Raw genomic sequence first — 25782 nt, 5'->3', positions numbered from 1 at the left:
GCGCACCTACGTTGGGAGCACACGTTGGCACCCCGTACCCGCACAAGAAGCCGCACGAGAAGCCGCACCAAACGACTCATCGGTGTCGTCGGCACCACCGCCCTGGCCACCGGGGCGGCCCTGCTCACCGTCCCGGCACAGCCGGCCGCCGCCGACTCCACGGCCGTCACCGTCCGGCCCGATCCCTCCTACCGGCACGAGAAGTTCGAGGGCTGGGGCACGAGCCTGGTCTGGTTCGCCAACGCCACCGGCGACTATCCCAAGGAGATACGCGAGAAGCTGGCCGACCTTCTCTTCGGTGACGACGGCCTCGGCCTGAACATCGCCCGCTACAACATCGGCGGTGGCAACGCCCCCGACGTCAAGGACTATCTGCGCCCCGGCGGCGCGGTCGAGGGCTGGTGGAAGGCCCCGGCGGGCACCACGCGCGAGGACACCGACTGGTGGAGCGCCACGGACCCGGCCCATTGGAACCCGAAGGCCGACGCCACCCAGCGCTGGTGGGTCGACCGGATCAAGAACGACGTCGACCACTGGGAGACGTTCAGCAATTCGCCGCCCTGGTTCATGACCAGGAGCGGATACGTCTCGGGCGGCTTCGACGCGAGCGAGGACCAGCTCAAGACCGAGTCGGTCGACGACTTCGCCTCCTACCTGGTGGGCGCGACGGAGCGTCTTGAGAAGGCGCACGGCATCAAGGTCGACACCCTCGACCCGTTCAACGAACCCAACACCGACTACTGGGGGACCCGCCTGGGAGCGGACGGCGAGCCGGTGGGCGGCCGCCAGGAGGGAGCCCACATCGGTCCCGAGCTCCAGCAGAAGGTGATCCGCTCGCTCGGCCCGGTGCTCGACAAGTCGCGGACCGGAGCGCGGATCTCCGCGATGGACGAGACCAACCCGACCACCTTCACGCGGAACTGGAACTCCTACCCGCGGGAGGTCAGGGACGCCGTCGGTCAGATGAACGTCCACACCTACGGCACCGAAGGACGCACCAGCGTGCGCGACCTGGCCAAGGCCGAGGGCAAGCCGCTGTGGATGAGCGAGGTCGAGGGCGACTGGGGTGACGGGCAGGACTTCGACGACATGCGGCCGGGCCTCGGCCTGGCCCAGCGGATGGTCGACGACCTGCGCGAACTGGAGCCGAAGGCCTGGGTGTTCTGGCAGCCGGTCGAGGACCACGACAACATGAAGCCCGGCGGCGAGTCCGCCAAGGGCGGCAACTGGGGCAGCATCCAGCTGCCGTTCAGCTGCACCTCCAAGGACACGCTGGAGACCTGCCCGATCCGCACGAACACCAAGTTCGACACGGCTCGCAACTTCACGCACTTCATCAGGCCCGGCGACCGGCTCGTCAAGGTCGACGACACCTCAAGTGCCGCGGCCGTCTCCCGCAAGGGCGACGGGGCGACGGTCGTCCACGTCAACGGCACGACCGCCGGACGTTCGGTCACGGTCGACCTCTCCAAGTTCGGCCACGTGAGCGCCGACGCCACCGTCACGCCCGTGGTGACCAGCGCCGAGGGCAAGCTGGAACGGCACGGCGCCATCGACGTCCGCGGCGCGAAGGCCACCTTCGAGGTGCCCGCGCAGTCGGTGACGTCCTTCCTCGTCAAGGGTGTGTCCGGAGTCGCGGCGGACGCCTCCCCGCTGCGGAAGAACCACACGTACGAACTGACCGGCGTCCAGAGCGGCAAGGAGCTCACGGTCGACGACAACGGCACCGGCCTCGTCATCAAGTCGGCCGCGGACACGGCGGAGCAGCGATGGCGACTGCGGCAGATCAGCGGCGACACCGGCAACCAGCGGCGGTACGTGTTCACCAGCCCCGCCGAAGGAAAGCGGCTCGCCGTCCGCGACGGTGTCCCGGTGGTCGAGGCCGACACCGGCCCTCGCGGCAGGGCCGCCCAGTGGATCATGTCCACGACCGGTGACGGCACATGGACCCTCGTCAACGCCGCCACAGGCAGGCTTCTGGAGGTCGGCGGCCAGGCCACGCATGACGGGGCGGCCGTCACGACGTGGACACCGAACTCCGGCGCCAACCAGCGCTGGCGGGTGACCGACGTGACCTGACCGGAAAACGGCCCCCCACCAGGGCTCATCACGCTGCGCAGTCTTTCGATATGCGCCGGGTTACGGCTCGTGCCACGCTGAGAAAGACCAATCCGCCCTCACCAGGAGTGAACTCATGGGCAAGCAAAAGCGGTCCGTCGACCCGTCCCGTCAGGCCCCCGGCCGGCAGGAGCCCCCGCAGCGGGGCCGCCGCGACCAGGACCCCGCGCAGCCGGGCCAGCACCGTCAGCAGGAGCGTGAACAGGGCGACGAGCGCGCCCAGCGTCGACCGGACATGGACGACGACCTGGTCTGACGCACGGACCGCGTAGACCCCGAGGGGCGCACCCAAGCACTTGGGTGCGCCCCTCGGCAGTACGTGAGAGGCGGAGACACGACCACTGAGACTCCTCGGCGGGGGTACTCGTCAGCGTCGTGATGACCACGTACCGCGGCCTCGCCGTGGCGCCCGACCGGTCCCCAGGAGAAGACATGACCACGCAACACCCGACAGTCGACGAGTCGTACTGGATCGCGACCACCCCCAGTACCGGGTATCCGGCCCCCGAAGCGAACCTGTCGGCGGACGTCGCGGTCATCGGCGGCGGCATCGCCGGTCTCTGCACCGCCTGGGACCTGGTCCGCGCCGGACTCGACGTCGTCGTCCTCGAGGCCGACCGGATCGCGGCGGGCGTGAGCGGCTACACCACGGCCAAACTGAGCGCCGCGCACGGACTGATCTATGCCGATCTGGAGACGAAACACGGCGCCGACGACGCCCGGCTGTACGCGCTCTCGCAGCAGGAAGCGGTCGAGCGGACAGCGGCCCTCTGCGCCGAGCTGGACATCGACGCGGAGCTGGAACCCGCCCCCGCCTTCACCTACGCACAGGACCCCGCGCGCGTCGACGAGCTGCGGCGGGAGGCCGACGCGGCACGGCGGGCCGGACTCGACGCGTCCTTCGTGACCGAGACGGAACTGCCCTTCGACATCGCCGGGGCGGTACGCGTGGACGGCCAACTGCAGTTCCATCCGCGGAAGTTCCTGCTGGGCCTGGCCGAGAACATCACCAGCGCCGGGGGACGCATCTTCGAGCGCGCCCGGGTCACCGCGCTGCACGACGGCGCCCGCTGCCGGCTCACCACGGAATCCGGGATCACGGTCGACGCACGCGACACGGTCATCGCCACGCACTATCCGATCTTCGACCGCACCATGCTCTTCACCCGGATCAAGCCCCACCGGGAGCTGGTGATCGCGGCGCCCGTGCCGTCGGACGCGGCGCCCGCCGGCATGTACATCACGCCGGAGGGCGGGACCCGTTCGCTGCGCAGCGCCCCCTACGACGACGGACGCCGGCTGCTCATCGTCACCGGGGAGTCGTTCGAGCCGGGCGCGGGCGGCGTGCGCGAGCGGTTCGACAAGCTGGACACCTGGGCGCGCGAGCACCTGCCGCACTTCGCCGAGAAGGGCGAGGCCTACCGGTGGGCGGCGCAGGACAACGAATCCGCCGACCATCTGCCCTACGTCGGCCATGCCCACCCCGGCACCCAGCACGTCTTCGTCGCCACCGGCTTCGGCGGCTGGGGCATGAGCAACGGCGTGATGGCGGGGCGCCTGCTCACCGCCCACATCGCGGGCGGACCGCGACCGGCCTGGACCGATCTGTACGACCCGCGCCGACTGCCCCCGGTGCGCGACGTCGGGCAACTCGCCTCCTACCAGGCGTCCGCGGCGAAACACTTCGTCGGAGACCGGCTGCACACCAGCCACGTCGACTCGCTGACCGACATCCCGCCGGGCAGCGGAGCCGTCGTACGCCTGCACGGCAAGCGGTGCGCGGTCTACCGCGACGAGAGCGGGAACGCCACCGCTCTCTCCGCCCGCTGCACCCACATGGGGTGCCTGGTGCAGTTCAACGACGCGGAGCGCGTCTGGGAATGCCCCTGCCACGGCTCGCGCTTCGCGACGGACGGCTCGGTCCTGCACGGCCCCGCCACGCATCCCCTGGAACCGCGCGAGACCCCGGATTCCCCGGCCTAGGAGAGGTTGTCGCCTTGGTGGCTGTGGACGGTTTCACCGACCGGCTCGACTACCCGATGTATCTGGTGACGGCGGCGGGAGACGAAGGGCCGGCGGGGTGTCTGGTCGGCTTCGCCTCGCAGTGCGCGTTGGAACCGCCTCGTTTCGTGGTGTGGCTGTCGCGGGCGAACCACACGTATCAGGTGGCCCGGGACGCCTCGTTCCTCGGCGTGCATCTCCTGCGGCGCGATCAGCACGACCTGGCGGGGCTGTTCGGCGGGGAGTGCGGCGAGCGCGTCGACAAGTTCGCCCGAGTGCGGTGGGAGGCGCGCTCGGGCGGGGCTCCCGTGCTCACGAAATGCCCCGCCTGGTGGGTCGGCAAGATCGAGCGGCACGCCGATTGGGGCGATCACGTGGGCTTTCATCTCACCCCGGTGGAGGCGGGCGCGGATCCCCTGGGGCCCCGCGAAGAACTGCTCCGCCTGAGCGACGTCTCCGACCTCTCCCCCGGTCACCCGGCATGAAGCCGGGACGGGGGTCCGGCAGGACTATCCTGGAGTTCGACAAGGACCCACGGCAGCCTGTGCCCTCAGCTGCTGGAGGTGGCCATGAAAGGCGAACATCCCGGCCGTCGCGGGCACCCGCACTCGGACTCCGGCCCCCCGAGCCCCGGCCCGCGCGAGCACCGTCGGGTCGGTGCGTCCGCGCCGCACACGCACCGGGCCCATCGCCTGCGCCACCTGCTCACCTACCTGTACACGCCGCTCTTCTTGGCCCTCGCCGTGCTCTTCGGGGTGTGGGCGACGCGTTCCCACAACGGCGAGCCTCCCAGCCCCTGGGCGTTGGCGGGCCTTGCGGTCCTCTTCGCGATCCTGGCCCTCCTGGCCCTGGCCGTCCATTCGGCCTTGCACCACCGGCACCGGGACCACGACGACCCGCGACACTCACGGCACTGAAACAGGAAGGGGCGACATGGCCGACCAGAAGGCTGTGATGGGGGAACTTCTCAGGACGTCGGGACAGACGTACGCGGCGGAGGCGGGCATCAAGCCGGCCGACACTCCCCAGCCGCTCTATCGCACGCTCGTCCTGTCGTGCCTGCTCAGCGCCCGCATCCGGGCATCCGTCGCGGTGGCGAGCGCCCGCGCGCTGTACGAGGCGGGAATGCGCGGTCCACGGCAGATGGCCGACGCCACCTGGCAGCAGCGGGTCGACGCCCTGGGGCGCGGCGGCTACCGGCGCTACGACGAGCGGACCGCGACCCAGCTCGGTGACGGCGCCCGCCTCGTGCTCGACGAGTGGGGCGGAGACCTGCGCCGGATGCGGGAAAGGGCCGACGGCGACGCGGGAGTCCTGAAACGGCAGCTGCGTCAGGTGCCGGGCCTCGGGCCCACCGGCGCGGACATCTTCCTGCGCGAGGTGCAGGACGTGTGGACCGAGTACGCGCCCCGCTTCGACGCCAAGGTGCTGCAAGGGGCCGAGCGCCTCGGTCTGCCCCAGGACACGTCCGCGCTGTTGCGGCTCGCGGGCGACGAGAAGCCGGGAGTGACCGCCGCCGCGCTCATCCGGGCCGCCCTCGACCGCAAGCTCTCACAGGCCGTCCGCGACGCCTCCTGACGCGCGGGCCGTTCAGCCCTGGCAGAGGCAGAAGGGGTGCCCCGCCGGGTCGGCGTAGACCCGCCAGCCCCGCTCGCCGCCGCCGTCGTCGAGGTCGAGCGGCGTCGCCCCGACGGCGAGCACCTCCTCGTGCGCCTTCTCCATGTCGGTGACGGTGAAGTCCAGGTGCAGCTGCTGCGAGTCCGACGCGGCCTGCGGCCACTTGGGCGGCCGGTGGTCCGTCGCGCGCTGGAAGGCGATCCGGGCACCGCCCTCGGCATACAGGTCGTACCAGTCCTCGTCGTACTGCCGGATCTCGCCACCGAGCACCGACTGGTAGAAGCGGGCCAACGGCTCGGGCTCCGGGCAGTCCAGTGCAACCAGGGTGTAGGTCGCGATCGCCATGGACGGTTCGCCTCCCGCATGTCGACGTGTGCAGGGTGATCGGGTTCCCCACCGTTTCACCGTAAACCCGCCGCTTCCCCAATGCCTCTTCCGACGGATACTGACCTCGGGACCGTCGGTCCCAGCAACGCCCAGCCTTGCCGATGGCACCAGGAGGTACCCGTGAAGATGTTGATCAACGTCGCGGAGACAGTCGTAGCGGACGCGCTGCGAGGCATGGCGGCCGCGCATCCCGACCTGACGATCGACGTGGAGAACCGCGTGATCGTACGCAGGGACGCTCCCGTCGAGGGGAAGGTGGCCCTCGTCTCCGGCGGAGGATCCGGGCATGAGCCGCTGCACGGCGGGTTCGTCGGGCCCGGGATGCTGTCGGCCGCCTGCCCCGGCGAGGTGTTCACCTCGCCCGTGCCGGATCAGATGGTGCGGGCCGCGGCCGCCGTGGACAGCGGGGCGGGGGTCTTGTTCGTCGTGAAGAACTACACGGGTGACGTCCTCAACTTCGACATGGCCGCGGAGCTCGCCGAGGACGAGGGCATTCAGGTCGCCAAGGTGCTCGTCAACGACGACGTGGCCGTCACCGACAGCCTGTACACGGCGGGTCGGCGCGGCACCGGTGCGACGCTCTACGTGGAGAAGATCGCGGGGGCCGCCGCCGATGAGGGCATGCCTCTGGAGCGGGTCGAGGCGATCGCTCGACAGGTGAACGAGAACGCGCGGAGTTTCGGGGTCGCCCTGAGCGCCTGCTCCACGCCCGCCAAGGGCAGCCCCACCTTCGATCTTCCCGCCGGCGAGCTGGAGTTGGGCGTCGGCATCCATGGTGAGCCGGGACGTGAGCGGCGCCCGATGATGACGTCCAGCGAGATCGCGGACTACGCCGTGGACGTCGTGCTCCAGGATCTTCAGCCCCGCAATCCTGTGCTCGTGCTCGTCAACGGCATGGGGGCCACTCCCCTGCTCGAGCTCTACGGCTTCAACGCCGAGGTTCAGCGTGTCCTCGCCGAGCGCGGCGTCGTCGTGGCGCACACGCTCGTCGGCAACTACGTGACCTCGCTGGACATGGCCGGGGCCTCCGTCACCCTGTGCCAGGTCGACGAGGAGCTGCTGAGGCTCTGGAACGCCCCCGTGCGTACGGCGGGGCTTCGCTGGGGTATCTGATCACTCGGCCCGCTCCACGTACGACACGTGGCGTTCCACACCCGACTCATCCCGACTGTTCTACCGCGCAAGGAGTTTCCGTGCTCGATGCCGCATTCTTCCGTCGCTGGCTGACCTCGGCCGCCGCACTCGTCGACCAGGAGGCGGAGCGGCTCACCGAGCTGGACTCGCCGATCGGCGACGCCGACCACGGCAGCAACCTGCAGCGCGGGTTCGCCGCCGTGGTGGCCACGCTGGAGAAGGAGGCGCCGGCCACGCCGGGTGCCGTGCTCACCCTGGCGGGGCGCCAGCTCATCTCGACCGTGGGAGGTGCTTCGGGGCCGCTCTACGGGACGTTGCTCCGGCGTACCGGCAAGGCTCTCGGTGACGCCGCCGAGGTCAGCGAGCGGGAGCTCGCCGACGCGCTGCGCACGGGTGTCGACGCCGTCGGCGCGCTCGGTGGCGCGGCGCCCGGCGACAAGACCATGCTGGACGCCCTCGTTCCCGCGGTGGACGCGCTGGGGGAGTCGTTCGGCGCGGCGCGCGCCGCCGCGAACGAAGGTGCCCTGGCCACGACCCCGCTGCAGGCACGCAAGGGGCGGGCCAGTTATCTGGGCGAGCGGAGCATCGGGCACCAGGATCCGGGGGCGACCTCGTCGGCGCTTCTCTTCGACGCGCTCGCGGGGACCGCGGAGGCCGGCCGTGGGTGACGACAAGCTGGTGGGCATCGTCCTCGTCTCGCACAGCGGACCCGTCGCCGAAGCCGTCGCCGCCCTGGCCACGGGGCTCGCGGGCGGCGGATCGACCGCGCCCGTGGCCGCCGCGGGCGGCACCGAGGACGGCGGCCTCGGCACGAGCTCGGAGCTCATCGCCGCGGCGGCCGCGAAGGTGGACGGCGGCGCGGGCATCGTGATCCTCACCGACCTGGGCAGCGCGGTCCTGACCGTGAAGGCGCTGATCGCCGAGGGCGACGAGCTCCCGGAGGGCGCCCGCCTGGTGGACGCCCCCTTCGTGGAGGGCGCGGTCGCGGCGGTGGTGACCGCTTCGGCGGGCGCCGACCTCGCGGCGGTGGAGGCCGCGGCGGCGGAGGCGTACTCCTATCGGAAGGTGTGAGGCCAGGGGTCAGTTCTGGCGGAGGAACTGCCGGGCCAGCGCGTCACCTCGGGTGACCGCGGCCCGGTGGCTCTCGACGGGGGACGCCTTGGGGCCGTTGAAGACGATGTAGGTGACGCCCGCGCCGGTGCCGCCCGACGTGGGGTCGGGGTCGATGCCGAGCGACTTCGCCGCCGCGTACGACGCCTCGCCGATGAGGTCGGCGGGTCCGGTGTCGCCGACGACGGCGTACAGGACCTTCCCCTGGTGGATCACCGCGGCCACCGAGCCACCCGTGATGCCGTGTTCGGCGTGGTTCCAGCGGGGGCTCGGGCCCGGCACGACGACGTACGGGAGGCCCTCCGCGCTCAGCGGACGGCCACTGGATTCCTGGAAGGCGGTGGCGTCCAGGAAATGCGGGTCCGTGCGCCGGTTGCAGGCACGACTCGGCCGGCCGTCGCAGTCGATGTCCATGTCGGCCTTCCAGAACACCGCGCCTCGTGCTCCGCAGACGGGAATGCTCGCGCGCGCCCCGTCGTCCGTACGGTAATTGCCGCGCGAGACCTGGTTGCAGGTCGCGGCCTTGGCGAGGAGTGCGGCAGCGGACACGGACCGCTCAGGGGCCGCTCGGCCGACTGAGCCCACGCTGACCTGCGCGGTCTTATGGCTGGGTGTGCCCTCCTGCGGATGTGCCGCGGCGGGCAGGGAGGCGGGGCCGAGCAGGGTGGCGGCGACGGCGAGCGCCGACGTTCTCGTACACACGGGAAAGGGCCTTCCGCGGGGAGGAACTGACGGCCGGTCGGACGAGAGGGGAGCCGACGGCCTGGATCACGTGACCAGACATCCCAATCTGTCCCGAGTCCTACACCTCGGCCACCGCCGGGGTACGGAGAGCGCACGCCGGACCCCTTGATGTGCACCCGACACCTGTGTCAAATAGGTCCGGACCAATGCCGCCCGAACGGAAGGCACGACCGTGCGACGGACCCCCCACCTGTCCGCCCTCCTGGCCGTCACCGCCTGCACCCTCACCGCCTGCGCGTGGGGCGGCGACCAGGACGCGAAGGACGTGCGGCCCCCGACCGCTCCCCGAGGCATCACCGTCCAGGCGGGCAGCGCCACCACCGCCCACGTCATGTGGAATCAGGCGACGGACGACACCGAGGTCACCGGCTACGACGTCTACCGGGGCGCCACCAGGGTCGAACGTGTGCCGGGCGGCAAGCACATGGTGGACGTGGTCGGCCTGAAGCCGTCCACCACCTACACCTTCACCGTCCGCGCCCGCGACGCCGAGGGGAACGTCGGCCCGGCCGGCAAGAAGCTGACAGTGACGACACCCGCCGCGGCCGCCGCTGACCGCGAGCCGCCCTCCCGCCCCGGCTCACCGCGGGGCGCGGTGGAGGGGAGCCGGGCGGTGACGCTGTTCTGGGGGGCCTCGAAGGACGATCAGGGCGTTGCCTCGTACGAGATCTATCAGGGCACGTCGAAGATCCACAGTGTGGGCGGGAGCGAGCGGCAGACCCTGGTCACGGGGTTGCGGCCGGGCACGGACTACCGCTTCACCGTCAAGGCGCTGGACGCGGCCGACAACGCGTCGCCCGCGAGCCGCGCCGTCCGGCTCACCACCGCGGCGGGCCAGGACGACGGGCGGGGCACGGCACCGACGGGCTTCCGCGCGAAGACCCGTCTCGCCGACGGGGCGTACTACATCGACCTGGCGTGGACCCCGCCGCGCACCGGCGGCGCGGTGGCGGAGTATGAGATCCACCTCGACGGGAAGAACGCCACCTCGCTGGTGTTCGGCGGCACGGCGCCCCGGAGCAAGGCCACGCACAGCTTCTACGTGGGCAGGAAGGCGGGCGACACCCACCGCGTGAAGCTCCGGGCCAAGCTCCCCGACGGGACGTGGGGCGGCTACTCCCCCGAACGGACGGTCACCACGGACCGACGTCCTTGACACCGGGTCAGCCGACGGACGGCCCTCCGCTGTCGGCCGTACGAAGGATTCCGTCACCTGCCCGGTGGCTGCCGGCATGCGGCCTTGCCGCATGGCACGTTGGCTCGTCGTCAGGTAGCACGGGCGCTTCCCTACCTCCGGCGGCGCATGGGATGTACCGCCTCCCGTGCCACCGGAGGGCAGACTCATGCGCACTACTCAGATATCCGTCCGCTGCGGCCTGACCATCGCTGCCGCAGCCGCGCTTCCGCTGGCACTGACCGCTCCGTCGGCGTTCGCCGCCGCCGGCGGAATCACGGTCACCGCCACGGGATCGACGGTCAAGGTGACCACGGCGGCGTGCCCCGACGGAGGCAACGCCTCGCTGATGAGCAACGGCCAGGCGAGCTTCGCCCAAGGCAGGCAGATGAAACTGACGGGCGGCAGCGCCTCCTGGCAGAACGTCAGTACCGGCATGCATACGGTGGCTGTGATCTGCGAGGACGGCACGACGGCCGGGTCCCAGGCGGTCACCGTCGGGGCATCGCCGTCGCCGACCACCTCCTCCACGGCGTCGCCCCCGCGCGGCGTCCGGGGCGGTCTCGGTGGCGGCAGCGAGGACTACGGCACGGCCACCCTCGCCGCGGGCGGGGCTCTCGTGGTCCTGGCCGTGGGGGGCGGCGGCGCCTGGTACCTGCGTCGCCGCGGCGTGCGGCACCGGCTCTGAGCCGGGCCAGGAGAAGGAGGCTGCCGCCGGACCCGACTCAGGTCGGGCCGGCGGCAGCCGTCGTTCACGCGGGCACGCGGGCATGCGGGCATGCGGGCATGCGGGCTCAGCTGTCACGCGACGCGTCAGGCGCCCCGAGCTCCTCGATCGTCCGCTCGAGCCACTGCGTCCAGAACGTCTCCAGGTCGATCCCGGCCCGCAGCACCACATGCCGCAGGCGGTCCTCCATCGCGCCCTTCCCCGGCGGGAAGTCCCGCCTTTCGATCTCCTCGTACTCGGCCAACTGCCGCCGATGCAGGGCGAGATGGCGGTTCAGGTCCGCCTCGATGCCGTCCGTGCCGACGACCGCGGCCGCCCGCAGACGCAGCAGGAGCGTGTCCCGCAGCGGTTTCGGGTCCTGGCTCGCGGCCGTCCAGCGGGCCAGCTCGGCGCGGCCCGCGGGCAGGACCTCGTACTCCTTCTTCTGCCCGCGGGTGGCCTGCTGCCGCTCAAGGGCGCGGATGGCCCCGTCCCGCTCCAGTTTTCCCAGCTCGCGGTAGATCTGCTGGTGCGTGGCCGACCAGAAGTAGCCGATCGACTTGTCGAACCTGCGGGTCAGCTCGAGCCCCGACGAAGGCTTCTCTAGCAGGGCGGTGAGGATCGCGTGCGGGAGTGACATGGCGGCCATCCTAGGTACGGCGACCGGAGCGGACGCCCGGCGTCACAGGGCGCCCGATGTCACAGCGACGCGGCCAGCTCCGTGCCCTGCTTGATGGCGCGCTTGGCGTCCAGCTCGGCCGCCACGTCCGCGCCCCCGATGAGGTGCGCGCTGTGGCCGCCGGCAAGGAGCTCCTCGTACAGGTCACGGCGCGGGTCCTGGCCGGAGCAGAGGACGACCGTGTCGACGGGGATGACCGTGGACTCGCCGTCGACCGTGATGTGCAGGCCCGCGTCGTCGATGAGGTCGTAGCTCGCGCCCGCGACCATCGTGACGCCGCGGTGGCGCAGCTCGGTGCGGTGGATCCACCCGGTGGTCTTGCCGAGGCCCTGGCCGACCTTGGACGTCTTGCGCTGCAGGAGGTGGACGGAGCGCGGCGGGGTGGGACGGTCGGGCGCGGTCAGGCCGCCGCGGTCCTTGTAGTCCATGTCGACGCCCCAGTGACGGAAGTACGTCGCCGGGTCCAGGCTCGCCTTGTCGCCGCTGTCGGTGAGGTACTCCGCGACGTCGAAGCCGATGCCGCCCGCGCCGATGATCGCGACCCGGTCGCCCACGGGCGCGCTGTCGCGCAGCACGTCGAGGTAACCGACCACGCTGGGGTGGTCGATGCCGGGGATCTGTGGGGTGCGAGGGGTGACTCCGGTGGCGACGACCACTTCGTCGTACGCGGCTTCGGCGAGGTTCTCGGCGGTGGCGCGGGTGTTCAACTGGACGTCGACGCCGTGCAGTTCGAGCTGGGTGCGGAAGTAGCGCAGGGTCTCGTCGAACTCCTCCTTGCCGGGGACCTTGCGGGCGACGTTGAGCTGGCCGCCGATCTCGGAGGCCGCGTCGATGAGCGTGACGGCGTGGCCGCGCTCGGCGGCCGACACCGCGAAGGCGAGTCCTGCCGGGCCCGCGCCGACGACCGCGACGCGCTTCTTGTGGCGGGTCGGCGCGAGGACGAGTTCCGTCTCGTGGCAGGCGCGCGGGTTCACCAGGCAGGAGGTGATCTGCAGGTTGAAGGTGTGGTCCAGGCAGGCCTGGTTGCAGCCGATGCAGGTGTTGATGGCGTCGGACCGCTCGGCCTTCGCCTTGGCGACGAAGTCCGGGTCGGCGAGGAGCGGGCGGGCCAGGGACACCATGTCGGCGGCGCCGTCTGCGAGCAGCTGCTCGGCGATCTCCGGGGTGTTGATGCGGTTGGTGGTGACGAGCGGCACGGAGACCTCGCCCATGACCTTCTTCGTGACGAAGGTGTACGCGCCGCGCGGTACGGAGGTCGCGATGGTGGGGATGCGTGCCTCGTGCCAGCCGATGCCGGTGTTGATGATCGTGGCGCCCGCGGCCTCGATCTCCTTGGCGAGGTGGACGACCTCTTCGAGGGTCGAGCCGCCGGGGACGAGGTCCAGCATGGAGAGGCGGTAGATGATGATGAAGTCCGCGCCGACCCGCTCGCGTATGCGCCGTACGATCTCGACGGGGAAGCGGATGCGGTTCTCGTAGGCGCCGCCCCAGCGGTCCTCGCGCTGGTTGGTGGGGGCCGCGATGAACTCGTTGATCAGGTAGCCCTCGGAGCCCATGACCTCGACGCCGTCGTAGCCCGCGAGCTTGGCGAGCTCGGCGGCGCGCACGAAGTCCTCGATGGTCTGCTCGACCTCGTCGTCCTCAAGGGCGCGCGGCACAAAGGGGCTGATCGGCGCCTTGATCGCGCTCGGCGCGACGAGTCCCTCGTGGTAGGCGTACCGCCCGAAGTGCAGGATCTGCATGGCGATCTTGCCGCCCTCGGCATGCACGGCGGCCGTGATGCCCGCGTGCTCCTTGGCCTCGGCCTCCGTGGTCAGCTTGGCACCGCCGTCCCAGGGGCGGCCGAGTTCGTTCGGAGCGATGCCGCCGGTGACGATGAGGCCGACACCGCCGCGCGCACGGGTCGCGTAGAACTCCGCCATCCGCCGGAAGCCGTCCGGCGCCTCTTCGAGGCCCACGTGCATGGACCCCATCAGGACCCGGTTGGGCAGGGTGGTGAAGCCCAGGTCCAGTGGGTTCAGCAGGTTCGGGTAGCGGCTCATGCGGGGCCTCCGTACGGGGTGTGTCGTCAGGACAGTTCTAGAGGACACCGACCCCTTGTGCAACTAGTTGCATAAAGACGTGGCGGGCGCCACGTCCGAATTCCGCCAGCCGCACGCCCTCGCGCCCCGCAGACTTGTGGTCGTCACCGGGGAGCGCGCCGGGGCGGAGAAAGGGAGCATCTGATGACCAAGGTCATGGCCAAGGCCGTCTGCACGACCGTCGGCAGCCCGCTGGGCGAGCTGCTGCTGGTCGGCGAGGAGTCGGCCACCGCGAACGGCGGCACCGCACTGGCCTCGCTCTCCCTGCCGGGGCAGAAGGGCGGCGTCGTCGTCCAGGACGGGTGGGTGCGCGACGACGAGGCCTTCAGCGTGATCGCCGGGCAGCTGCGCGCGTACTTCGACGGGACGCGTCAGCGCTTCGACATCGAGTACGCGCGCGGGGTCGGCACCGACTTCCAGCAGCGGGTCTGGCAGGCTCTCGACGCTCTCCCGTACGGCACGACCACCACGTACGGGAAGCTCGCCGCACAGCTCGGCCTCTCCCGTGTCGCGGTCCGCGCCCTCGGTACGGCGATCGGGCGCAACCCGCTGCTCGTCGTCCGCCCCTGCCACCGGGTCATCGGCGCGGACGGCTCGCTGACCGGGTACGCGGGGGGCCTGGAGGCCAAGCGGCGGCTGCTCGACCTGGAGTCGAAGATCTAGCGTCGGTGACCCAGGCGCTCCGAGAGGTTGCCCGCGCCCTTGGCCGCGAGATCGGCGAGCTCCTGCTCGCGCTGCTCGCTCCAGCGGATCATCGGCACGGAGATGGACAGGGCCGCGACGACGCGGCCCGCGCTGTCGCGGACCGGGGCGGCCACGCAGCTGACGTCAGGGTTCGACTCCCGGTGTTCGGCCGCGACACCGCGCTCGCGGATGTCGGCGAGCGCGGCGAGCAGCGCGTCCGGCTCCGTGATGCTGTTCTGGGTCATCGCCACCAGCTCCCGCCCCGCGATGCGGGACTCCAGCTCTGCCGGGGGCAGTGAGGCGAGCAGCATCTTGCCGACCGACGTGCAGTGGGCGGGCAGTTTGCGGCCCGCCGCGGAGACCATGCGCACGGCGTGCGTCGAGTCCACCTTGGCGATGTAGATGACGTCCGTGTCCTCCAGGACCGCCACATGCACCGTCTCGTCGCACGTCTCGGCGACCTCGCGGGCCACCTGCTGTCCCTCGGCGGCGAGGTCGAGCTGTTCGGCGTACCGACTGCCGAGCTGGTAGGCGCGGACTCCGAGGCGGTAGCGACCGGTCTGATCCGGTATCTGGACAAGGTACGAGCGGGCGGCGAGGGTGGTGAGCAGTTCGTGCACCGTGGTTCGCGGCAGTTGGAGTCTGCGGGTGACCTCGGGGGCGGACAGTGTCCCGTCGCCCTCCAGGAAAAGTTCCAGTATGTCCAGCGCCCTGGTCACCGCGGGAACGAGTCGTCCCATGGCTGGCCTCCCACCCCGTGCGTCCGAAATCGCGTCCACGTCAGGCTTGCAGAAGCGTCCGAAACTTCGGTCAACGATCGATATGACGAACACAGGCTAGGCACAGTGACGTTCGGCGCGCAACGGTCCGAGGGACACCTGTCGACCCAAGACCGTTTCGCGCGACCCATTGACACCCTGCCGCCTGCATGAATACGGTCACGCCAACATTTCGAACGTGTGACGAAATACCGAACAACCAAGGGGCAACTGCCTTGCGTATTACGGGAATCAGCACGCACGTGGTGGGAACGCCGTGGCGCAATCTCACCTACGTCCAGGTCCACACCGACGAAGGCCTCACCGGCGTCGGCGAAACGCGCATGCTCGGCCACACCGACGCGCTGCTCGGCTACCTCCGCGAGGCGGCGGCCAACCACATCGTGGGGTCCGATCCGTTCGCGGTCGAGGATCTCGTGCGGCGGATGAAGTACGGCGACTACGGCCGGGCCGGCGAGATCGTCATGTCGGGCATCGCCTGTGTGGAGATGGCCTGCTGGGACATCAAGGGCAAGGCCCTCGGCGTGCCCGTCTGGCAGCTCCTCGGCGGGAAGGTGACCGACAAGGTCAAGGCGTACGCGAACGGCTGGTACACCACCGAGCGCACTCCGGAGGCGTACCACAAGGCCGCTCGGGCCGTGATGGAGCGCGGCTACCGCGCCCTGAAGATCGACCCGTTCGGGACCGGGCACTTCGAGCTGGACCAGGCGGGCACGTCCTACGCGGTCTCACTGATCGAGGCGGTGCGCGACGCGATCGGCCCGGACGCCGAGCTGATGCTGGAGATGCACGGCCGCTTCAGCCCGTCAACGGCGGTGCGCCTCGCCAAGGACCTCGCGCCGTTCAAGCCCGCCTGGCTGGAGGAGCCGGTGCCGCCGGAGAACCTCAAGGCACTGGAGAAGGTCGCCGCCAAGGTGGACATGCCGATCGCCACCGGTGAACGCATCCATGACCGGATCGAGTTCCGCGAGCTCTTCGAGTCGCAGGCCGCCGACATCATCCAGCCGGACGTCGGCCACATCGGAGGCATCCTGGAGACCCGCAAGCTGGCGGCGACCGCGGAGACGCACTACATGCTGGTCGCTCCGCACAACGTCGGCGGCTCGGTCCTGACGGCGGCATCGCTCCAAGTCGCCGCCTGTACGCCCAACTTCAAGATCCTGGAGCACTTCAACGACTTCGCGGACGCGGAGATCAAGAAGGTGGTCAAGGGCGCGCCCCAGGTGGTCGACGGCTACTTCGAGGTGTCGCACGAGCCGGGCCTCGGCGTCGAGCTCGACACGGACGCGGCGGCCGAGTTCCCGCAGCAGCAGGCGCGGTTCGACCTGTGGGCCGAGGGCTGGGAGAAGCGCGCCCCCAAGGCGGCCGGGGAGTGAGCACGGCACCCGCCGCGTCCTCGCGCGCGATCGTCGTCGACCGGCCGGGCTCGCACCGGCTCACGGTCGGCGCGCGGCCCGAGCCGGGACCCGGCGAGGTGCTGGTCCGGGTGGCCGCCGCCGGGATCTGCATGAGCGACCGCGAGGTGTTCGACGGTCACCGGGACCCCGCCTATGTGCGCTATCCCGTGATCCCCGGGCACGAGTGGTCCGGCACCGTCGAGGCCACCGGCGAGGGCGTCGACCCGGCGCTCACCGGGCGGAAGGTCGTCGCCGAGGGGTTCCGGGCCTGCGGCACCTGCGAGCGCTGCCGCGAGGGCGAGACGAGCCTGTGCGGCGGCGGGTACGCGGAGACCGGCTTCACCGAACCCGGCGCCTTCGCCGACCACGTGGCCGTCCCCGCCCGGCTGTTGCACCTCCTGCACGCGGACGCCGACCTGGCAGCCGCCGCCCTGCTCGAACCCGCCGCGGTGATCGCCGGCGCGGTGCGGGCGGGACGGCCGAGGCCCGGCGAGCGGATCGCGGTGGTCGGCGCGGGCACCCTCGGCATGCTGGCGGTGCAGTTGCTCGCCGCCTCGTCGCCCGGCGAGCTCGTCGTGATCGACCCGCGGGCCGAGCGCGGCCGCCAGGCGTTGGACTTCGGGGCGAGCGAGAGTCTCACGCCCGCCGAAGCCGAGGCGTACGACGGCCGCTTCGACCTGGTGGTGGAGACCGCGGGGGCGCCGGGCACCGCCGCGTCGTCCTGTCTCCTCGCGCGCAGGGGCGGCCGGGTGGTGCTGACCGGGATGTTCACGCCCGGCGCCGTGGGCATCGATCCGGTGCACCTCTCGCTGAGCCAGCTGGAGGTGCGCAGCGTCTTCGGCGCGCCGTCCTCGGCCTGGTCGGAAGCGGTCCGCGCCTTCGGGCTCGGCCTGCTCGACCCGGCGCCGCTCATCACGCACGAGTTCCCGCTCGAGCAGTTCGGCGATGCGGTGGCACTGGTCGGCGGCGGCGACCCGAAGACCGGGAAGGTGCTCCTGCGCCCCTGAGACGCCCTTGAGGCACCCCCTGAGACGTACGGCGGTACGCGGTGACGCGCGCCCCGCACACCCCCTCGTACCGCCGTACACCCAGCGAACCGACCGACGTACGAAATATCGAACACAGCAGCATTCACTGCCTATGGGAGCCCCGTGACCAGCCCGTCAGCACCTCGCCGCCCCGGCGTCGACGCCCTCGCCCGCATCGGGCACCCCGTACCCGCCATCGACCCGGCCGACGCGTCCCCGCACGCCTTCCCCGACGGTGGCACCTGGCGCACCGAGATCCCCTCCGTGGAGGGGCCCGAGGCGCTGGCCGTCGTCCTCAAGGAGAGCTCGCGGCTCGATGTGCCGATCCACCGGATCAGCCAGGGCAGCGGCATCTGGATGCTCTCCGACGACGAGATCACCGAGATGGTTGAGGCCTGCGCCGGACGGGACATCGAGCTCTGCCTGTTCACCGGACCGCGCGGCACCTGGGACATCGGCGCCGCGACCCGTACCGACTCCGGCGGCCCGGGGCTTCGCTCGCGCGGCCACGACGCGCTGGCCGGGTGCGTCGAGGACGCCGTGCGGGCGACGGAGCTGGGGGTGCGCTGCCTGCTCGTCGCCGACGAGGGCGTGCTGTGGACGCTGCACCGGCTGCGGGTGGCCGGCGTGCTCCCCGCTGACACGACGTTCAAGGTCTCGGCCCTGATCGGCCCGGTCAACCCGGCCTCGTACGCGGTCTACGAGCGGCTCGGCGCCGACTCCCTCAACGTCCCCTCCGACCTCACCCTGGACCACTTCACGGAGATCCGCCGGGCCAGCCGCGCCCCGATGGACCTGTACGTCGAGGCGCCCGACGACCTCGGCGGCTACGTCCGGATGTACGAGGCCGCCGAGCTGATCCGGCGCGGCGCACCGCTCTACCTCAAGTTCGGCCTGAGCAAGTCCCCCGGCATCTACCCCTACGGTGCCCACCTGCGCGACCGCACCCTGGACACCGCCCGCGAGCGGGTCCGTCGTGGCCGTCTCGCCCTCGACCTGCTCGCCCGGCACGGCGCGGACGGCGGCATGTCTCCGCTCGGCTCACGCCTGCCCGGAGAGCTCCAGCGTTTCCCCGTCCCGGAAGGGAACTGATCCATGAGCACCCGCGTATCCATATCCAGAAAAGCGCGTCTCACCGCCGCCGTGGCCACCGCCGTGCTCCTGGGCTCGCTGACCGCCTGCGGCCAGGAGGCCCGGGGCGGCAGCCGCTACCAGCCGGACGAGGGCAAGGGCAGCACGATCGGACTCGCGATGCCGACCAAGGCTTCCGAGCGGTGGATCGCCGACGGCAACAACATGGCCAAGCAGTTCCAGAAGGCCGGGTACAAGACTGACCTCCAGTACGGCGACGACAAGGTCGAGAACCAGATCGCCCAGCTGGAGAACATGATCACCAAGGGGCGCAGCCTCCTGGTGGTCGCCGCCATCGACGGCTCCGCGCTCACCGAGGTCCTGCAGCGCGCGAACGACGCGGGCATCCCCGTGATCTCGTACGACCGTCTCATCCTCGGCACGGAGCACGTCGACTACTACGCGTCGTTCGACAACGAACGCGTCGGCCGCCTGGAAGCCCAGTACATCGTCAAGAAGCTGAAGCTGGGCAAGCCCGAGAAGGGCGGCGACCCGAAGAACATCGAGCTGTTCGCGGGCTCGCCGGACGACAACAACACCAAGTACTTCTGGAACGGCGCCATGAAGGTGCTCCAGCCGTACTTCAAGAGCGGCCAGCTCGTCGTCCGCAGCAAGCAGACGGAGATGAACCAGGCCACGACGCTGCGCTGGGACGGCGGCACCGCGCAGAAGCGCATGGACGACCTGATCAGCAAGAACTACGGCTCCGCGAAGGTCGACGCGGTTCTTTCGCCGTACGACGGGATCTCGATCGGCATCATCTCCGCCCTGAAGAGCGCGGGGTACGGCTCCAAGAGCCAGCCCCTGCCGGTGATCACCGGACAGGACGCGGAGCTGGCGTCGGTGAAGTCCATCATCCGCGGCGAGCAGACGCAGACGGTGTTCAAGGACACCCGCAAGCTGGCGGCGCAGACGGTGTCCATGGGCGACGCGGTCCTGAACGACAAGAAGCCGAAGGTCAACAACACCAAGGACTACAACAACGGCAAGAAGACCGTGCCGTCCTTCCTCCTCGACCCGGTCAGCATCGACAAGTCCAACACCCACCTCCTTGTGGACGAGGGTTACTTCAAGGCTGGACAGCTCAAGTGAGCGCGCCCGTACTGGAGATGCGCGGCATCACCAAGACGTTCCCCGGCGTCAAGGCGCTCTCCGACGTGAACCTGACCGTGGGCGCCGGGGAGATCCACGCGATCTGCGGCGAGAACGGCGCGGGCAAGTCGACGCTGATGAAGGTCCTCAGCGGCGTTCACGAGCACGGCAGTTACGACGGTGAGATCCACTTCGAGGGCGAGCGGATGGCCTTCAAGGACATCCGTGCCAGCGAGAAGCACGGCATCGTGATCATTCATCAGGAGCTGGCGCTTGTCCCGTATCTGTCCATCGCCGAGAACATCTTCCTCGGCAATGAACAGAGCACCCGGGGCTTCATCGACTGGAACGACACGCTGCGCAGGGCGAGCGCGCTGCTCAAGCGGGTCGGCCTGAACGAGAAGCCGCAGACCCCGGTGGCCGACATCGGAGTGGGCAAGCAGCAGCTCGTGGAGATCGCCAAGGCCCTGTCGAAGGAGGTGAAGCTGCTGATCCTGGACGAGCCGACGGCCGCGCTGAACGACGAGGACAGCGCCAAGCTGCTCGACCTCATCCTGGAGCTGCGCGAGCAGGGCATCGCCTGCATCATCATCTCGCACAAGCTGAACGAGATCCGGGCCATCGCCGACTCGGTGACGATCCTGCGCGACGGGCGGACCATCGAGACCCTGACGGTCCGTGAGACCCCGTCGTCCGAGCAGCAGTTGTCGGAGGACCGCATCATCCGCGGCATGGTCGGCCGCGACCTCGACCACCGCTTCCCCGACCGCACACCCTACGAGGGCGAGGACGCGGGATCCCTCGCGCTGTCCGTGAACGGCTGGACGGTGCGGCATCCGGTCGACCACCAGCGCAAGGTCGTCGACGACGTGTCGCTGACCGTGCGGCGCGGCGAGATCGTCGGCATCGCGGGCCTGATGGGCGCGGGCCGCACAGAGCTCGCGATGTCCGTCTTCGGGCGTTCCTACGGTCACTACGTCGCCGGCACGGTCGCCGTGGGCGGGCGCGAGGTCATGACGAAGACCGTGCCCGCCGCGGTCGACGCCGGGATCGCGTACGTCACCGAGGACCGCAAGCAGTACGGCCTGAACCTCATCGACAACATCAACCGCAACATCTCCCTGGCCTCGCTGCCGGGCATGCGGCGCAAGGACGGCTTCGTCGACGAGCACCACGAACGCTCCGTCTCCGAGCGCTACCGCAAGTCGATGAACATCAAGGCTCCCACCGTCTTCGAGCAGGTGGGGCGGCTCTCCGGCGGCAATCAGCAGAAGGTCGTCCTGAGCAAGTGGATCCACGCCGACCCCGAGGTGCTGATTCTCGACGAGCCGACGCGCGGCATCGACATCGGCGCCAAGTTCGAGATCTACACCGTCATCGACAAGCTGGCGGCCTCGGGCAAGGCGGTGCTCTTCATCTCCTCCGAACTGCCCGAGCTGCTCGGGATGTGCGACCGGATCTACACGATGGCCGAGGGCAGGCTGACCGGTGAGGTCGACCGCGCGGACGCCACCCAGGAACTCCTGATGCGCCACATGACCAAGAACAGAAGCTGAGGCATCCGCCATGACCACCACGACCACGCCGCCACGCGACACCTCGTCCACGCCGCCCGCCAAGGATTCCGCCGGTGCTCTGCTCCTGCGGAGCGTGCGCTCCAACATGCGCCAGTACGGCATGCTCGTCGCCCTGGCCTTCATCGTCATCCTGTTCCAGATCTGGACCGACGGCACGCTGCTCCTGCCGAACAACGTGTCCAACCTGATCCAGCAGAACGGCTACATCCTCATCCTGGCCATCGGCATGATGATCGTCATCATCGCCGGCCACATCGACCTGTCCGTCGGCTCCCTCGTCGCCTTCGTCGGCGCCATGTCGGCGGTGATGATGGTCAAACACGACATGCCCTGGGTGCTCGCGCTCGTCCTCTCGCTGCTCATCGGCGCGGTGGCGGGAGCGTGGCAGGGCTTCTTCATCGCGTACGTCGGTATCCCGTCGTTCATCGTGACGCTGGCCGGCATGCTGCTCTTCCGCGGTCTCACGCAGATCGTCCTCGAGGGCCAGTCGCTCTCGCCGTTCCCCGAGGGCTTCCAGAACATCGCCAAGGGGTTCATCCCCGAGATGGGCCCGTACACGCAGTACCACAACCCGACGCTGGTCCTCGGATTCGTGACGGTCGCCTTCCTGCTCTTCCGCGAATGGCGCAGCCGCAAGCAGCAGCTCGCCTACGACCTCGACGTGACGCCGACGAGCCTGTGGGTGACCAAGCTGGTGGCGATCAGCGCCGCGGTCATCGCCTTCACGCTGACCCTGGCGAGCTTCCACGGCGTACCCGTCGTGCTGCTCATCATGTGCGGCCTCCTGATCGCCCTCGGTTACGTGATGCGCAACGCGGTCGTCGGGCGCCACGTGTACGCCCTCGGCGGCAACAAGGCGGCGGCGAAGCTGTCCGGCGTCAAGGACAAGCGCGTCACCTTCCTGATCTTCGTCAACATGGGCGTCCTCGCCGCGCTCGCGGGCTGTGTGTACGCGGCGCGCCTGAACGCGGGCACTCCGCAGGCGGGCCTGAACTTCGAACTCGAGGCGATCGCGGCCGCGTTCATCGGCGGCGCGTCGATGAGCGGCGGCGTCGGCACGGTGATGGGCGCCGTGATCGGCGGCCTGGTACTCGGTGTCCTGAACAACGGCATGTCCCTGGTCAACATCGGCACCGACTACCAGCAGGTCATCAAGGGTCTCGTCCTGCTGGCCGCCGTCGGGTTCGACGTATGGAACAAACGCAAGGTCGGTCGTTAGCACCACCCTCCCGGTCAACTTCCCTTATAGGAGCCGCACATGGAAACGAGCAGACGCACCGTCCTCGCCTCGGCTGCCGCCGTCGGCCTCACCGCCGCCGTCGCGGGCACCTCGTACGCCGCGGAAGGCAAGAAGCCCGTGAAGGAACTCTTCGGCAAGCTCGCCGACGGCACCAAGGTGTACCGCTGGTCACTGGCCAACGGCGGCACCCGCATGAAGGTGCTTTCGTACGGCGGCATCGTGCAGTCCCTCGAACTGCCGGACCGCCGCGGCCGGTACACCAACGTCTCCCTCGGGTACGACACCATCGAGGCGTACGTCGCCGGAACCACGTTCTTCGGCGCGACGATCGGCCGCTACGGCAACCGCATCGCCAAGGGCCGCTTCACGCTTGACGGCAAGACCCATCAGCTCTCCGTGAACGACGGCGAGAACAGTTTGCACGGCGGGGCCAAGGGTTTCGACACGCGGGTGTGGGACGTGGAGCCGTTCACGGACTCCTCCGGCGTAGGCCTGCGTATGCACTACACGAGCGTCGACGGGGAGATGGGCTACCCCGGCACGCTGCGGGTGACCGTGACGTACACCCTCACCGCGCGCGGCGACTGGCGCATCGACTACGCGGCGACCACGGACAAGGCCACCGTGGTGAACCTGACGAACCACACGTACTACAACCTCGCGGGCGAGGGCAGCGGCGGCATCTACGACCACGAACTGAGCCTGGCCGCTTCCCGGTTCACGCCCACGGACTCCGGTCTCATCCCAACAGGCGAGCTTGCGAAGGTGGCGGGCACTCCGTTCGACTTCCGGCGCGCCAAGACCGTCGGCGAGGACATCAGGGTCTCGCACGAGCAGTTGGTGACCGCCAAGGGCTTCGACCACAACTGGGTCCTGGACAAGGGCATCACCAAGCACCCCGAACACTTCGCGACGCTGCGTGACCCGGAGTCGGGCCGCTCCATGAAGATCGCCACCACCGAGCCGGGCGTGCAGTTCTACTCCGGGAACTTCCTGGACGGCACCCTCACCGGGCCTTCGGGGCGCACCTACCGGCAGGGTGACGGCCTGTGCCTGGAGACCCAGCACTTCCCGGACTCCCCCAACCAGCCGAAGTTCCCCTCGACGGTGCTGCGGCCCGGCCAGACCTACCGGTCGAGCACGGTCCACAGCTTTTCGGCGCGCTGAGCCGTGCGGGCAAAAATTCTGTTCCCGCTCCTTGCCCTGATGGCCGGTCTGCTCGCGACTCCCGCGCACGCGGAGCCGGCCCATGCCGAGCCGGCCCATGCCAAGCAGAAGTACGCGGGCTACCTCTTCAGCTACTTCACCGGCGAGGGCACAGCGGACGGCGAGCAGATCCGCATGGCTCTCAGCCGAGGGAACGACCCGACCCAGTACCGGGAGTTGAACGACGGAAAGCCGGTGCTGACCTCGCAGCTCGGCACCAAGGGGCTGCGCGACCCGTTCATCATCCGCTCCCCGAAGGGCGACAAGTTCTACCAGATCGCCACCGACCTGCGGATGCACGGCGGCAGTGGCGGCAGCTGGGACCAGGTCCAGCGCACCGGCAGCAAGTCCATCATGGTGTGGGAGTCGACCGACCTGGTCCACTGGACCGACCAGCGCCTGGTGAAGGTCGCCCCGGACACGGCGGGCAACACCTGGGCCCCGGAGGCGTACTACGACAAGAAGCTGAAGTCGTACGTCGTCTTCTGGGCCTCCAAGGTCTACGGCGCCGACGATCCGGACCACACCGGCTCGACGTACAACAAGATGCTGTACGCGACGACGAAGGACTTCCGCACCTTCAGCGAGCCCAAGGTCTGGAACGATCCGGGCTACTCGGTGATCGACTCCACCGTGGTGAAGGACGGCCGCGACTACTACCGCTTCACCAAGGACGAGCGGGACCCGGCTTCGGGCACTCCCTGCTCGAAGTTCATCACCGCGGAGAAGTCGAGGAAGCTGACGGACACGTCGTACGCCTTCGTGGCCGACTGCATCGGGAAGGGTGTGATCGACCGGGGCGAGGGGCCCGCGGTGTTCAGGTCCAACACCGGGGACACGTGGTACATGCTCATCGACGAGTTCGGCGGGCGGGGTTACGTCCTCTTCGAGACGCAGGACCTCGCGTCGGGCGAGTGGACGCAGACGAAGAACGCCGTCCTGCCACCGGGCGCCCGGCACGGCACGGTCCTGCCGGTGACGCAGGCCGAGTACGACCGGCTGCTGGGCAGCTGAAACAGCACTGCGGCACGGCCGGGGGGTGGCCGTGCCGCAGTGGTGTGTGCCGCTACTTGTAGCTGATGTCCGCGGCAGTGAACTTGCAGTACTTGCCGTCGGGGCCCGTGCCCGTCTTGCGCGGCTCGGCACCGGTGTTGTTGCCGGTGAAGCGGTCGCAGGTGGCGATCTTCTTGTTGCCGTCGCCGTGGATGCGGATGTTGCGCAGCGCGGCCGTGTCACCGTAGTTGGTGTTGATGCCGACGATCGACTTGCCGGGGGCGGTGATGTCGACGTCGTTCACGATGATGTTCCGCTGGTACTGCTTGGAGCAGTTGCCGCAGGCGCGCACCAGTTTGCCGAAGTCGGAGACCTGGAACTTCGTCACGACGAGCTTGCCCGCGCCGTTGAACTGGAAGACCTTGTCGTCGGCCTTCTTCGCGCCGCCGCCGTAGACGGTGTACGTCGAGCCCGCCGACGTCCCCTTGAACGTGGCCGCGTCCTCGCCGACGTCCTCCCACCACACGTTCTGCAGCGTGCAGCTGCCCTGGCAGTGGACGCCGTCCGCGGCCGGGGAGCCGAGGATGACGTTCTTGAGGACCGCGCCGTCCTTCAGCTTGAAGACCGGGTCCTGGCCCTCGTCCTGGCCGTCGCCGCCCAGGTCGCCGGTGCCGTAGTGGCGCTTGAGGCCGCCGTCGTAGGTGCCGGAGACCTCGATGGTCTTGGACGTCGGCTTCTCGCCCTTGGCCCCGGGCCAGGCGGTGGCCGCACCCGCGGTCGACATCATGGTGCTGGTGACGAGAGCGGCGCCGGTCATGCCGAGCGCGGCGATGCCGCCGACTACGGCGCGGCGCTTGGTGAGACCTCGGCGATGACGGACGCGCTTGGTCGCTCGTGGGGTCAT

The 25782-nt window shown here is 69.9% G+C and carries 25 protein-coding genes and 1 pseudogene; 20 read left to right on the top strand and 6 right to left on the bottom strand.

Annotated elements, in window-relative coordinates; translation table 11 throughout:
* The first annotated feature begins 24 nt into the window (after positions 1-24).
* From AB0I94_RS06905 to AB0I94_RS06880, 6 genes are all read left to right on the top strand, one after another.
* Complete coding sequence (locus AB0I94_RS06905; RefSeq protein WP_363308386.1) at positions 25-2079, top strand: RICIN domain-containing protein; 2055 nt, start codon at positions 25-27, stop codon at positions 2077-2079.
* Positions 2080-2194: 115 nt separating this feature from the next.
* Positions 2195-2374, top strand: coding sequence for a hypothetical protein (locus AB0I94_RS06900; RefSeq protein ID WP_363308385.1), 180 nt, complete (start codon positions 2195-2197; stop codon positions 2372-2374).
* A gap of 176 nt (positions 2375-2550) precedes the next feature.
* Complete coding sequence (locus AB0I94_RS06895) at positions 2551-4101, top strand: FAD-dependent oxidoreductase (protein ID WP_363308384.1); 1551 nt, start codon at positions 2551-2553, stop codon at positions 4099-4101.
* 14 nt (positions 4102-4115) lie between these two features.
* Positions 4116-4604 (top strand): flavin reductase family protein, encoded by a 489-nt coding sequence (locus AB0I94_RS06890; RefSeq protein ID WP_363308383.1) that lies wholly within the window; start codon positions 4116-4118, stop codon positions 4602-4604.
* Positions 4605-4688: 84 nt separating this feature from the next.
* The gene (locus tag AB0I94_RS06885; protein WP_363308382.1) at positions 4689-5036 is read left to right on the top strand and encodes a hypothetical protein; all 348 of its coding nucleotides are present in this window, start codon (positions 4689-4691) and stop codon (positions 5034-5036) included.
* A gap of 16 nt (positions 5037-5052) precedes the next feature.
* Positions 5053-5697, top strand: a complete 645-nt coding sequence (locus tag AB0I94_RS06880; protein WP_363308381.1) for an endonuclease — start codon at positions 5053-5055, stop codon at positions 5695-5697.
* Positions 5698-5709: 12 nt separating this feature from the next.
* Here the strand turns inward: AB0I94_RS06880 and AB0I94_RS06875 are convergent, their stop codons facing one another.
* The gene (locus AB0I94_RS06875) at positions 5710-6081 is read right to left on the bottom strand and encodes a VOC family protein (RefSeq protein WP_363308380.1); all 372 of its coding nucleotides are present in this window, start codon (positions 6079-6081) and stop codon (positions 5710-5712) included.
* Between the two features lie 162 nt (positions 6082-6243).
* On the opposite strand from AB0I94_RS06875, the gene dhaK reads away from it, so the two are divergent.
* The 3 genes from dhaK to AB0I94_RS06860 all read left to right on the top strand — a co-directional run bounded on the left by dhaK (position 6244) and on the right by AB0I94_RS06860 (position 8328).
* Positions 6244-7236, top strand: coding sequence for a dihydroxyacetone kinase subunit DhaK (gene dhaK, locus AB0I94_RS06870; protein ID WP_363308379.1), 993 nt, complete (start codon positions 6244-6246; stop codon positions 7234-7236).
* A gap of 80 nt (positions 7237-7316) precedes the next feature.
* On the top strand, positions 7317-7925 hold the full coding sequence (gene dhaL / locus AB0I94_RS06865) for a dihydroxyacetone kinase subunit DhaL (RefSeq protein WP_363308378.1): 609 nt from the start codon (positions 7317-7319) through the stop codon (positions 7923-7925).
* Positions 7918-8328 (top strand): PTS fructose transporter subunit IIA, encoded by a 411-nt coding sequence (locus AB0I94_RS06860; RefSeq protein ID WP_363308377.1) that lies wholly within the window; start codon positions 7918-7920, stop codon positions 8326-8328. The genes dhaL and AB0I94_RS06860 overlap by 8 nt, the downstream gene beginning before the upstream one ends.
* Before the next feature lie 9 nt (positions 8329-8337).
* On the opposite strand, the gene AB0I94_RS06855 is transcribed toward AB0I94_RS06860, so the two are convergent.
* Entirely contained in the window at positions 8338-9069 is a 732-nt protein-coding gene (locus AB0I94_RS06855; protein ID WP_363308376.1) for a glycoside hydrolase family 75 protein, read from the bottom strand.
* Positions 9070-9283: 214 nt separating this feature from the next.
* Here AB0I94_RS06855 and AB0I94_RS06850 point away from each other — a divergent pair, with 214 nt between their 5' ends.
* Together AB0I94_RS06850 and AB0I94_RS06845 are read left to right on the top strand one after the other, a co-directional pair.
* The gene (locus AB0I94_RS06850; protein ID WP_363308375.1) at positions 9284-10267 is read left to right on the top strand and encodes a fibronectin type III domain-containing protein; all 984 of its coding nucleotides are present in this window, start codon (positions 9284-9286) and stop codon (positions 10265-10267) included.
* Positions 10268-10454: 187 nt separating this feature from the next.
* A complete protein-coding gene (locus tag AB0I94_RS06845) occupies positions 10455-10973 on the top strand; it encodes a hypothetical protein (protein ID WP_363308374.1) in 519 nt (172 codons plus the stop codon).
* 106 nt (positions 10974-11079) lie between these two features.
* Here the strand turns inward: AB0I94_RS06845 and AB0I94_RS06840 are convergent, their stop codons facing one another.
* Both AB0I94_RS06840 and AB0I94_RS06835 read right to left on the bottom strand, forming a co-directional pair.
* Entirely contained in the window at positions 11080-11631 is a 552-nt protein-coding gene (locus AB0I94_RS06840) for a PadR family transcriptional regulator (protein ID WP_363308373.1), read from the bottom strand.
* Between the two features lie 59 nt (positions 11632-11690).
* Complete coding sequence (locus tag AB0I94_RS06835) at positions 11691-13712, bottom strand: NADPH-dependent 2,4-dienoyl-CoA reductase (protein ID WP_363308372.1); 2022 nt, start codon at positions 13710-13712, stop codon at positions 11691-11693.
* Positions 13713-13895: 183 nt separating this feature from the next.
* Between AB0I94_RS06835 and AB0I94_RS06830 the strand changes: the two genes are divergently transcribed.
* Positions 13896-14414: a methylated-DNA--[protein]-cysteine S-methyltransferase gene (locus tag AB0I94_RS06830; RefSeq protein ID WP_363308371.1), complete on the top strand. Its 519-nt coding sequence runs from the start codon at positions 13896-13898 to the stop codon at positions 14412-14414.
* On the opposite strand, the gene AB0I94_RS06825 is transcribed toward AB0I94_RS06830, so the two are convergent.
* Entirely contained in the window at positions 14411-15175 is a 765-nt protein-coding gene (locus AB0I94_RS06825; protein ID WP_363308370.1) for an IclR family transcriptional regulator, read from the bottom strand. The genes AB0I94_RS06830 and AB0I94_RS06825 overlap by 4 nt on opposite strands.
* Before the next feature lie 254 nt (positions 15176-15429).
* Between AB0I94_RS06825 and AB0I94_RS06820 the strand changes: the two genes are divergently transcribed.
* From AB0I94_RS06820 to AB0I94_RS06785, 8 genes and pseudogenes are all read left to right on the top strand, one after another.
* Positions 15430-16590, top strand: coding sequence for a mandelate racemase/muconate lactonizing enzyme family protein (locus tag AB0I94_RS06820; RefSeq protein WP_363308369.1), 1161 nt, complete (start codon positions 15430-15432; stop codon positions 16588-16590).
* Positions 16587-17618, top strand: a complete 1032-nt coding sequence (locus tag AB0I94_RS06815; protein WP_363308368.1) for an alcohol dehydrogenase catalytic domain-containing protein — start codon at positions 16587-16589, stop codon at positions 17616-17618. The genes AB0I94_RS06820 and AB0I94_RS06815 overlap by 4 nt, the downstream gene beginning before the upstream one ends.
* A gap of 144 nt (positions 17619-17762) precedes the next feature.
* Positions 17763-18731: a hypothetical protein gene (locus AB0I94_RS06810; protein ID WP_363308367.1), complete on the top strand. Its 969-nt coding sequence runs from the start codon at positions 17763-17765 to the stop codon at positions 18729-18731.
* A gap of 3 nt (positions 18732-18734) precedes the next feature.
* On the top strand, positions 18735-19862 hold the full coding sequence (chvE, locus tag AB0I94_RS06805) for a multiple monosaccharide ABC transporter substrate-binding protein (RefSeq protein ID WP_363308366.1): 1128 nt from the start codon (positions 18735-18737) through the stop codon (positions 19860-19862).
* A 17-nt stretch (positions 19863-19879) separates the two neighbouring features.
* Entirely contained in the window at positions 19880-21418 is a 1539-nt protein-coding gene (mmsA, locus tag AB0I94_RS06800; RefSeq protein WP_363308709.1) for a multiple monosaccharide ABC transporter ATP-binding protein, read from the top strand.
* A gap of 10 nt (positions 21419-21428) precedes the next feature.
* A complete protein-coding gene (gene mmsB / locus AB0I94_RS06795) occupies positions 21429-22658 on the top strand; it encodes a multiple monosaccharide ABC transporter permease (RefSeq protein WP_363308365.1) in 1230 nt (409 codons plus the stop codon).
* Positions 22659-22697: 39 nt separating this feature from the next.
* Entirely contained in the window at positions 22698-23846 is a 1149-nt protein-coding gene (locus AB0I94_RS06790) for an aldose epimerase family protein (protein ID WP_363308364.1), read from the top strand.
* Positions 23847-23885: 39 nt separating this feature from the next.
* Positions 23886-24890: pseudogene (locus tag AB0I94_RS06785) on the top strand (glycoside hydrolase family 43 protein); the annotation flags it as partial.
* Positions 24891-24951: 61 nt separating this feature from the next.
* Here the strand turns inward: AB0I94_RS06785 and AB0I94_RS06780 are convergent.
* The gene (locus AB0I94_RS06780; protein WP_363308363.1) at positions 24952-25782 is read right to left on the bottom strand and encodes a pectate lyase; all 831 of its coding nucleotides are present in this window, start codon (positions 25780-25782) and stop codon (positions 24952-24954) included.

The sequence above is a fragment of the Streptomyces sp. NPDC050147 genome (assembly GCF_040660195.1).
GTDB lineage: Bacteria > Actinomycetota > Actinomycetes > Streptomycetales > Streptomycetaceae > Streptomyces.
This window is presented reverse-complemented; position numbering and strand designations above follow the sequence as displayed.

Bases quoted from the DNA above. Each gene is read 5' to 3' on its own strand.
- AB0I94_RS06900 (WP_363308385.1), top strand. From the start codon at position 2,195: ATGGGCAAGCAAAAGCGGTCCGTCGACCCGTCCCGTCAGGCCCCCGGC.
- AB0I94_RS06895 (WP_363308384.1), top strand. From the start codon at position 2,551: ATGACCACGCAACACCCGACAGTCGACGAGTCGTACTGGATCGCGACC.
- AB0I94_RS06885 (WP_363308382.1), top strand. From the start codon at position 4,689: ATGAAAGGCGAACATCCCGGCCGTCGCGGGCACCCGCACTCGGACTCC.
- AB0I94_RS06880 (WP_363308381.1), top strand. From the start codon at position 5,053: ATGGCCGACCAGAAGGCTGTGATGGGGGAACTTCTCAGGACGTCGGGA.
- AB0I94_RS06875 (WP_363308380.1), bottom strand. From the start codon at position 6,081: ATGGCGATCGCGACCTACACCCTGGTTGCACTGGACTGCCCGGAGCCC.
- AB0I94_RS06845 (WP_363308374.1), top strand. From the start codon at position 10,455: ATGCGCACTACTCAGATATCCGTCCGCTGCGGCCTGACCATCGCTGCC.
- AB0I94_RS06840 (WP_363308373.1), bottom strand. From the start codon at position 11,631: ATGTCACTCCCGCACGCGATCCTCACCGCCCTGCTAGAGAAGCCTTCG.
- AB0I94_RS06835 (WP_363308372.1), bottom strand. From the start codon at position 13,712: ATGAGCCGCTACCCGAACCTGCTGAACCCACTGGACCTGGGCTTCACC.
- AB0I94_RS06830 (WP_363308371.1), top strand. From the start codon at position 13,896: ATGACCAAGGTCATGGCCAAGGCCGTCTGCACGACCGTCGGCAGCCCG.
- AB0I94_RS06825 (WP_363308370.1), bottom strand. From the start codon at position 15,175: ATGGGACGACTCGTTCCCGCGGTGACCAGGGCGCTGGACATACTGGAA.
- chvE (WP_363308366.1), top strand. From the start codon at position 18,735: ATGAGCACCCGCGTATCCATATCCAGAAAAGCGCGTCTCACCGCCGCC.
- mmsA (WP_363308709.1), top strand. From the start codon at position 19,880: ATGCGCGGCATCACCAAGACGTTCCCCGGCGTCAAGGCGCTCTCCGAC.
- mmsB (WP_363308365.1), top strand. From the start codon at position 21,429: ATGACCACCACGACCACGCCGCCACGCGACACCTCGTCCACGCCGCCC.
- AB0I94_RS06790 (WP_363308364.1), top strand. From the start codon at position 22,698: ATGGAAACGAGCAGACGCACCGTCCTCGCCTCGGCTGCCGCCGTCGGC.
- AB0I94_RS06780 (WP_363308363.1), bottom strand. From the start codon at position 25,782: ATGACCCCACGAGCGACCAAGCGCGTCCGTCATCGCCGAGGTCTCACC.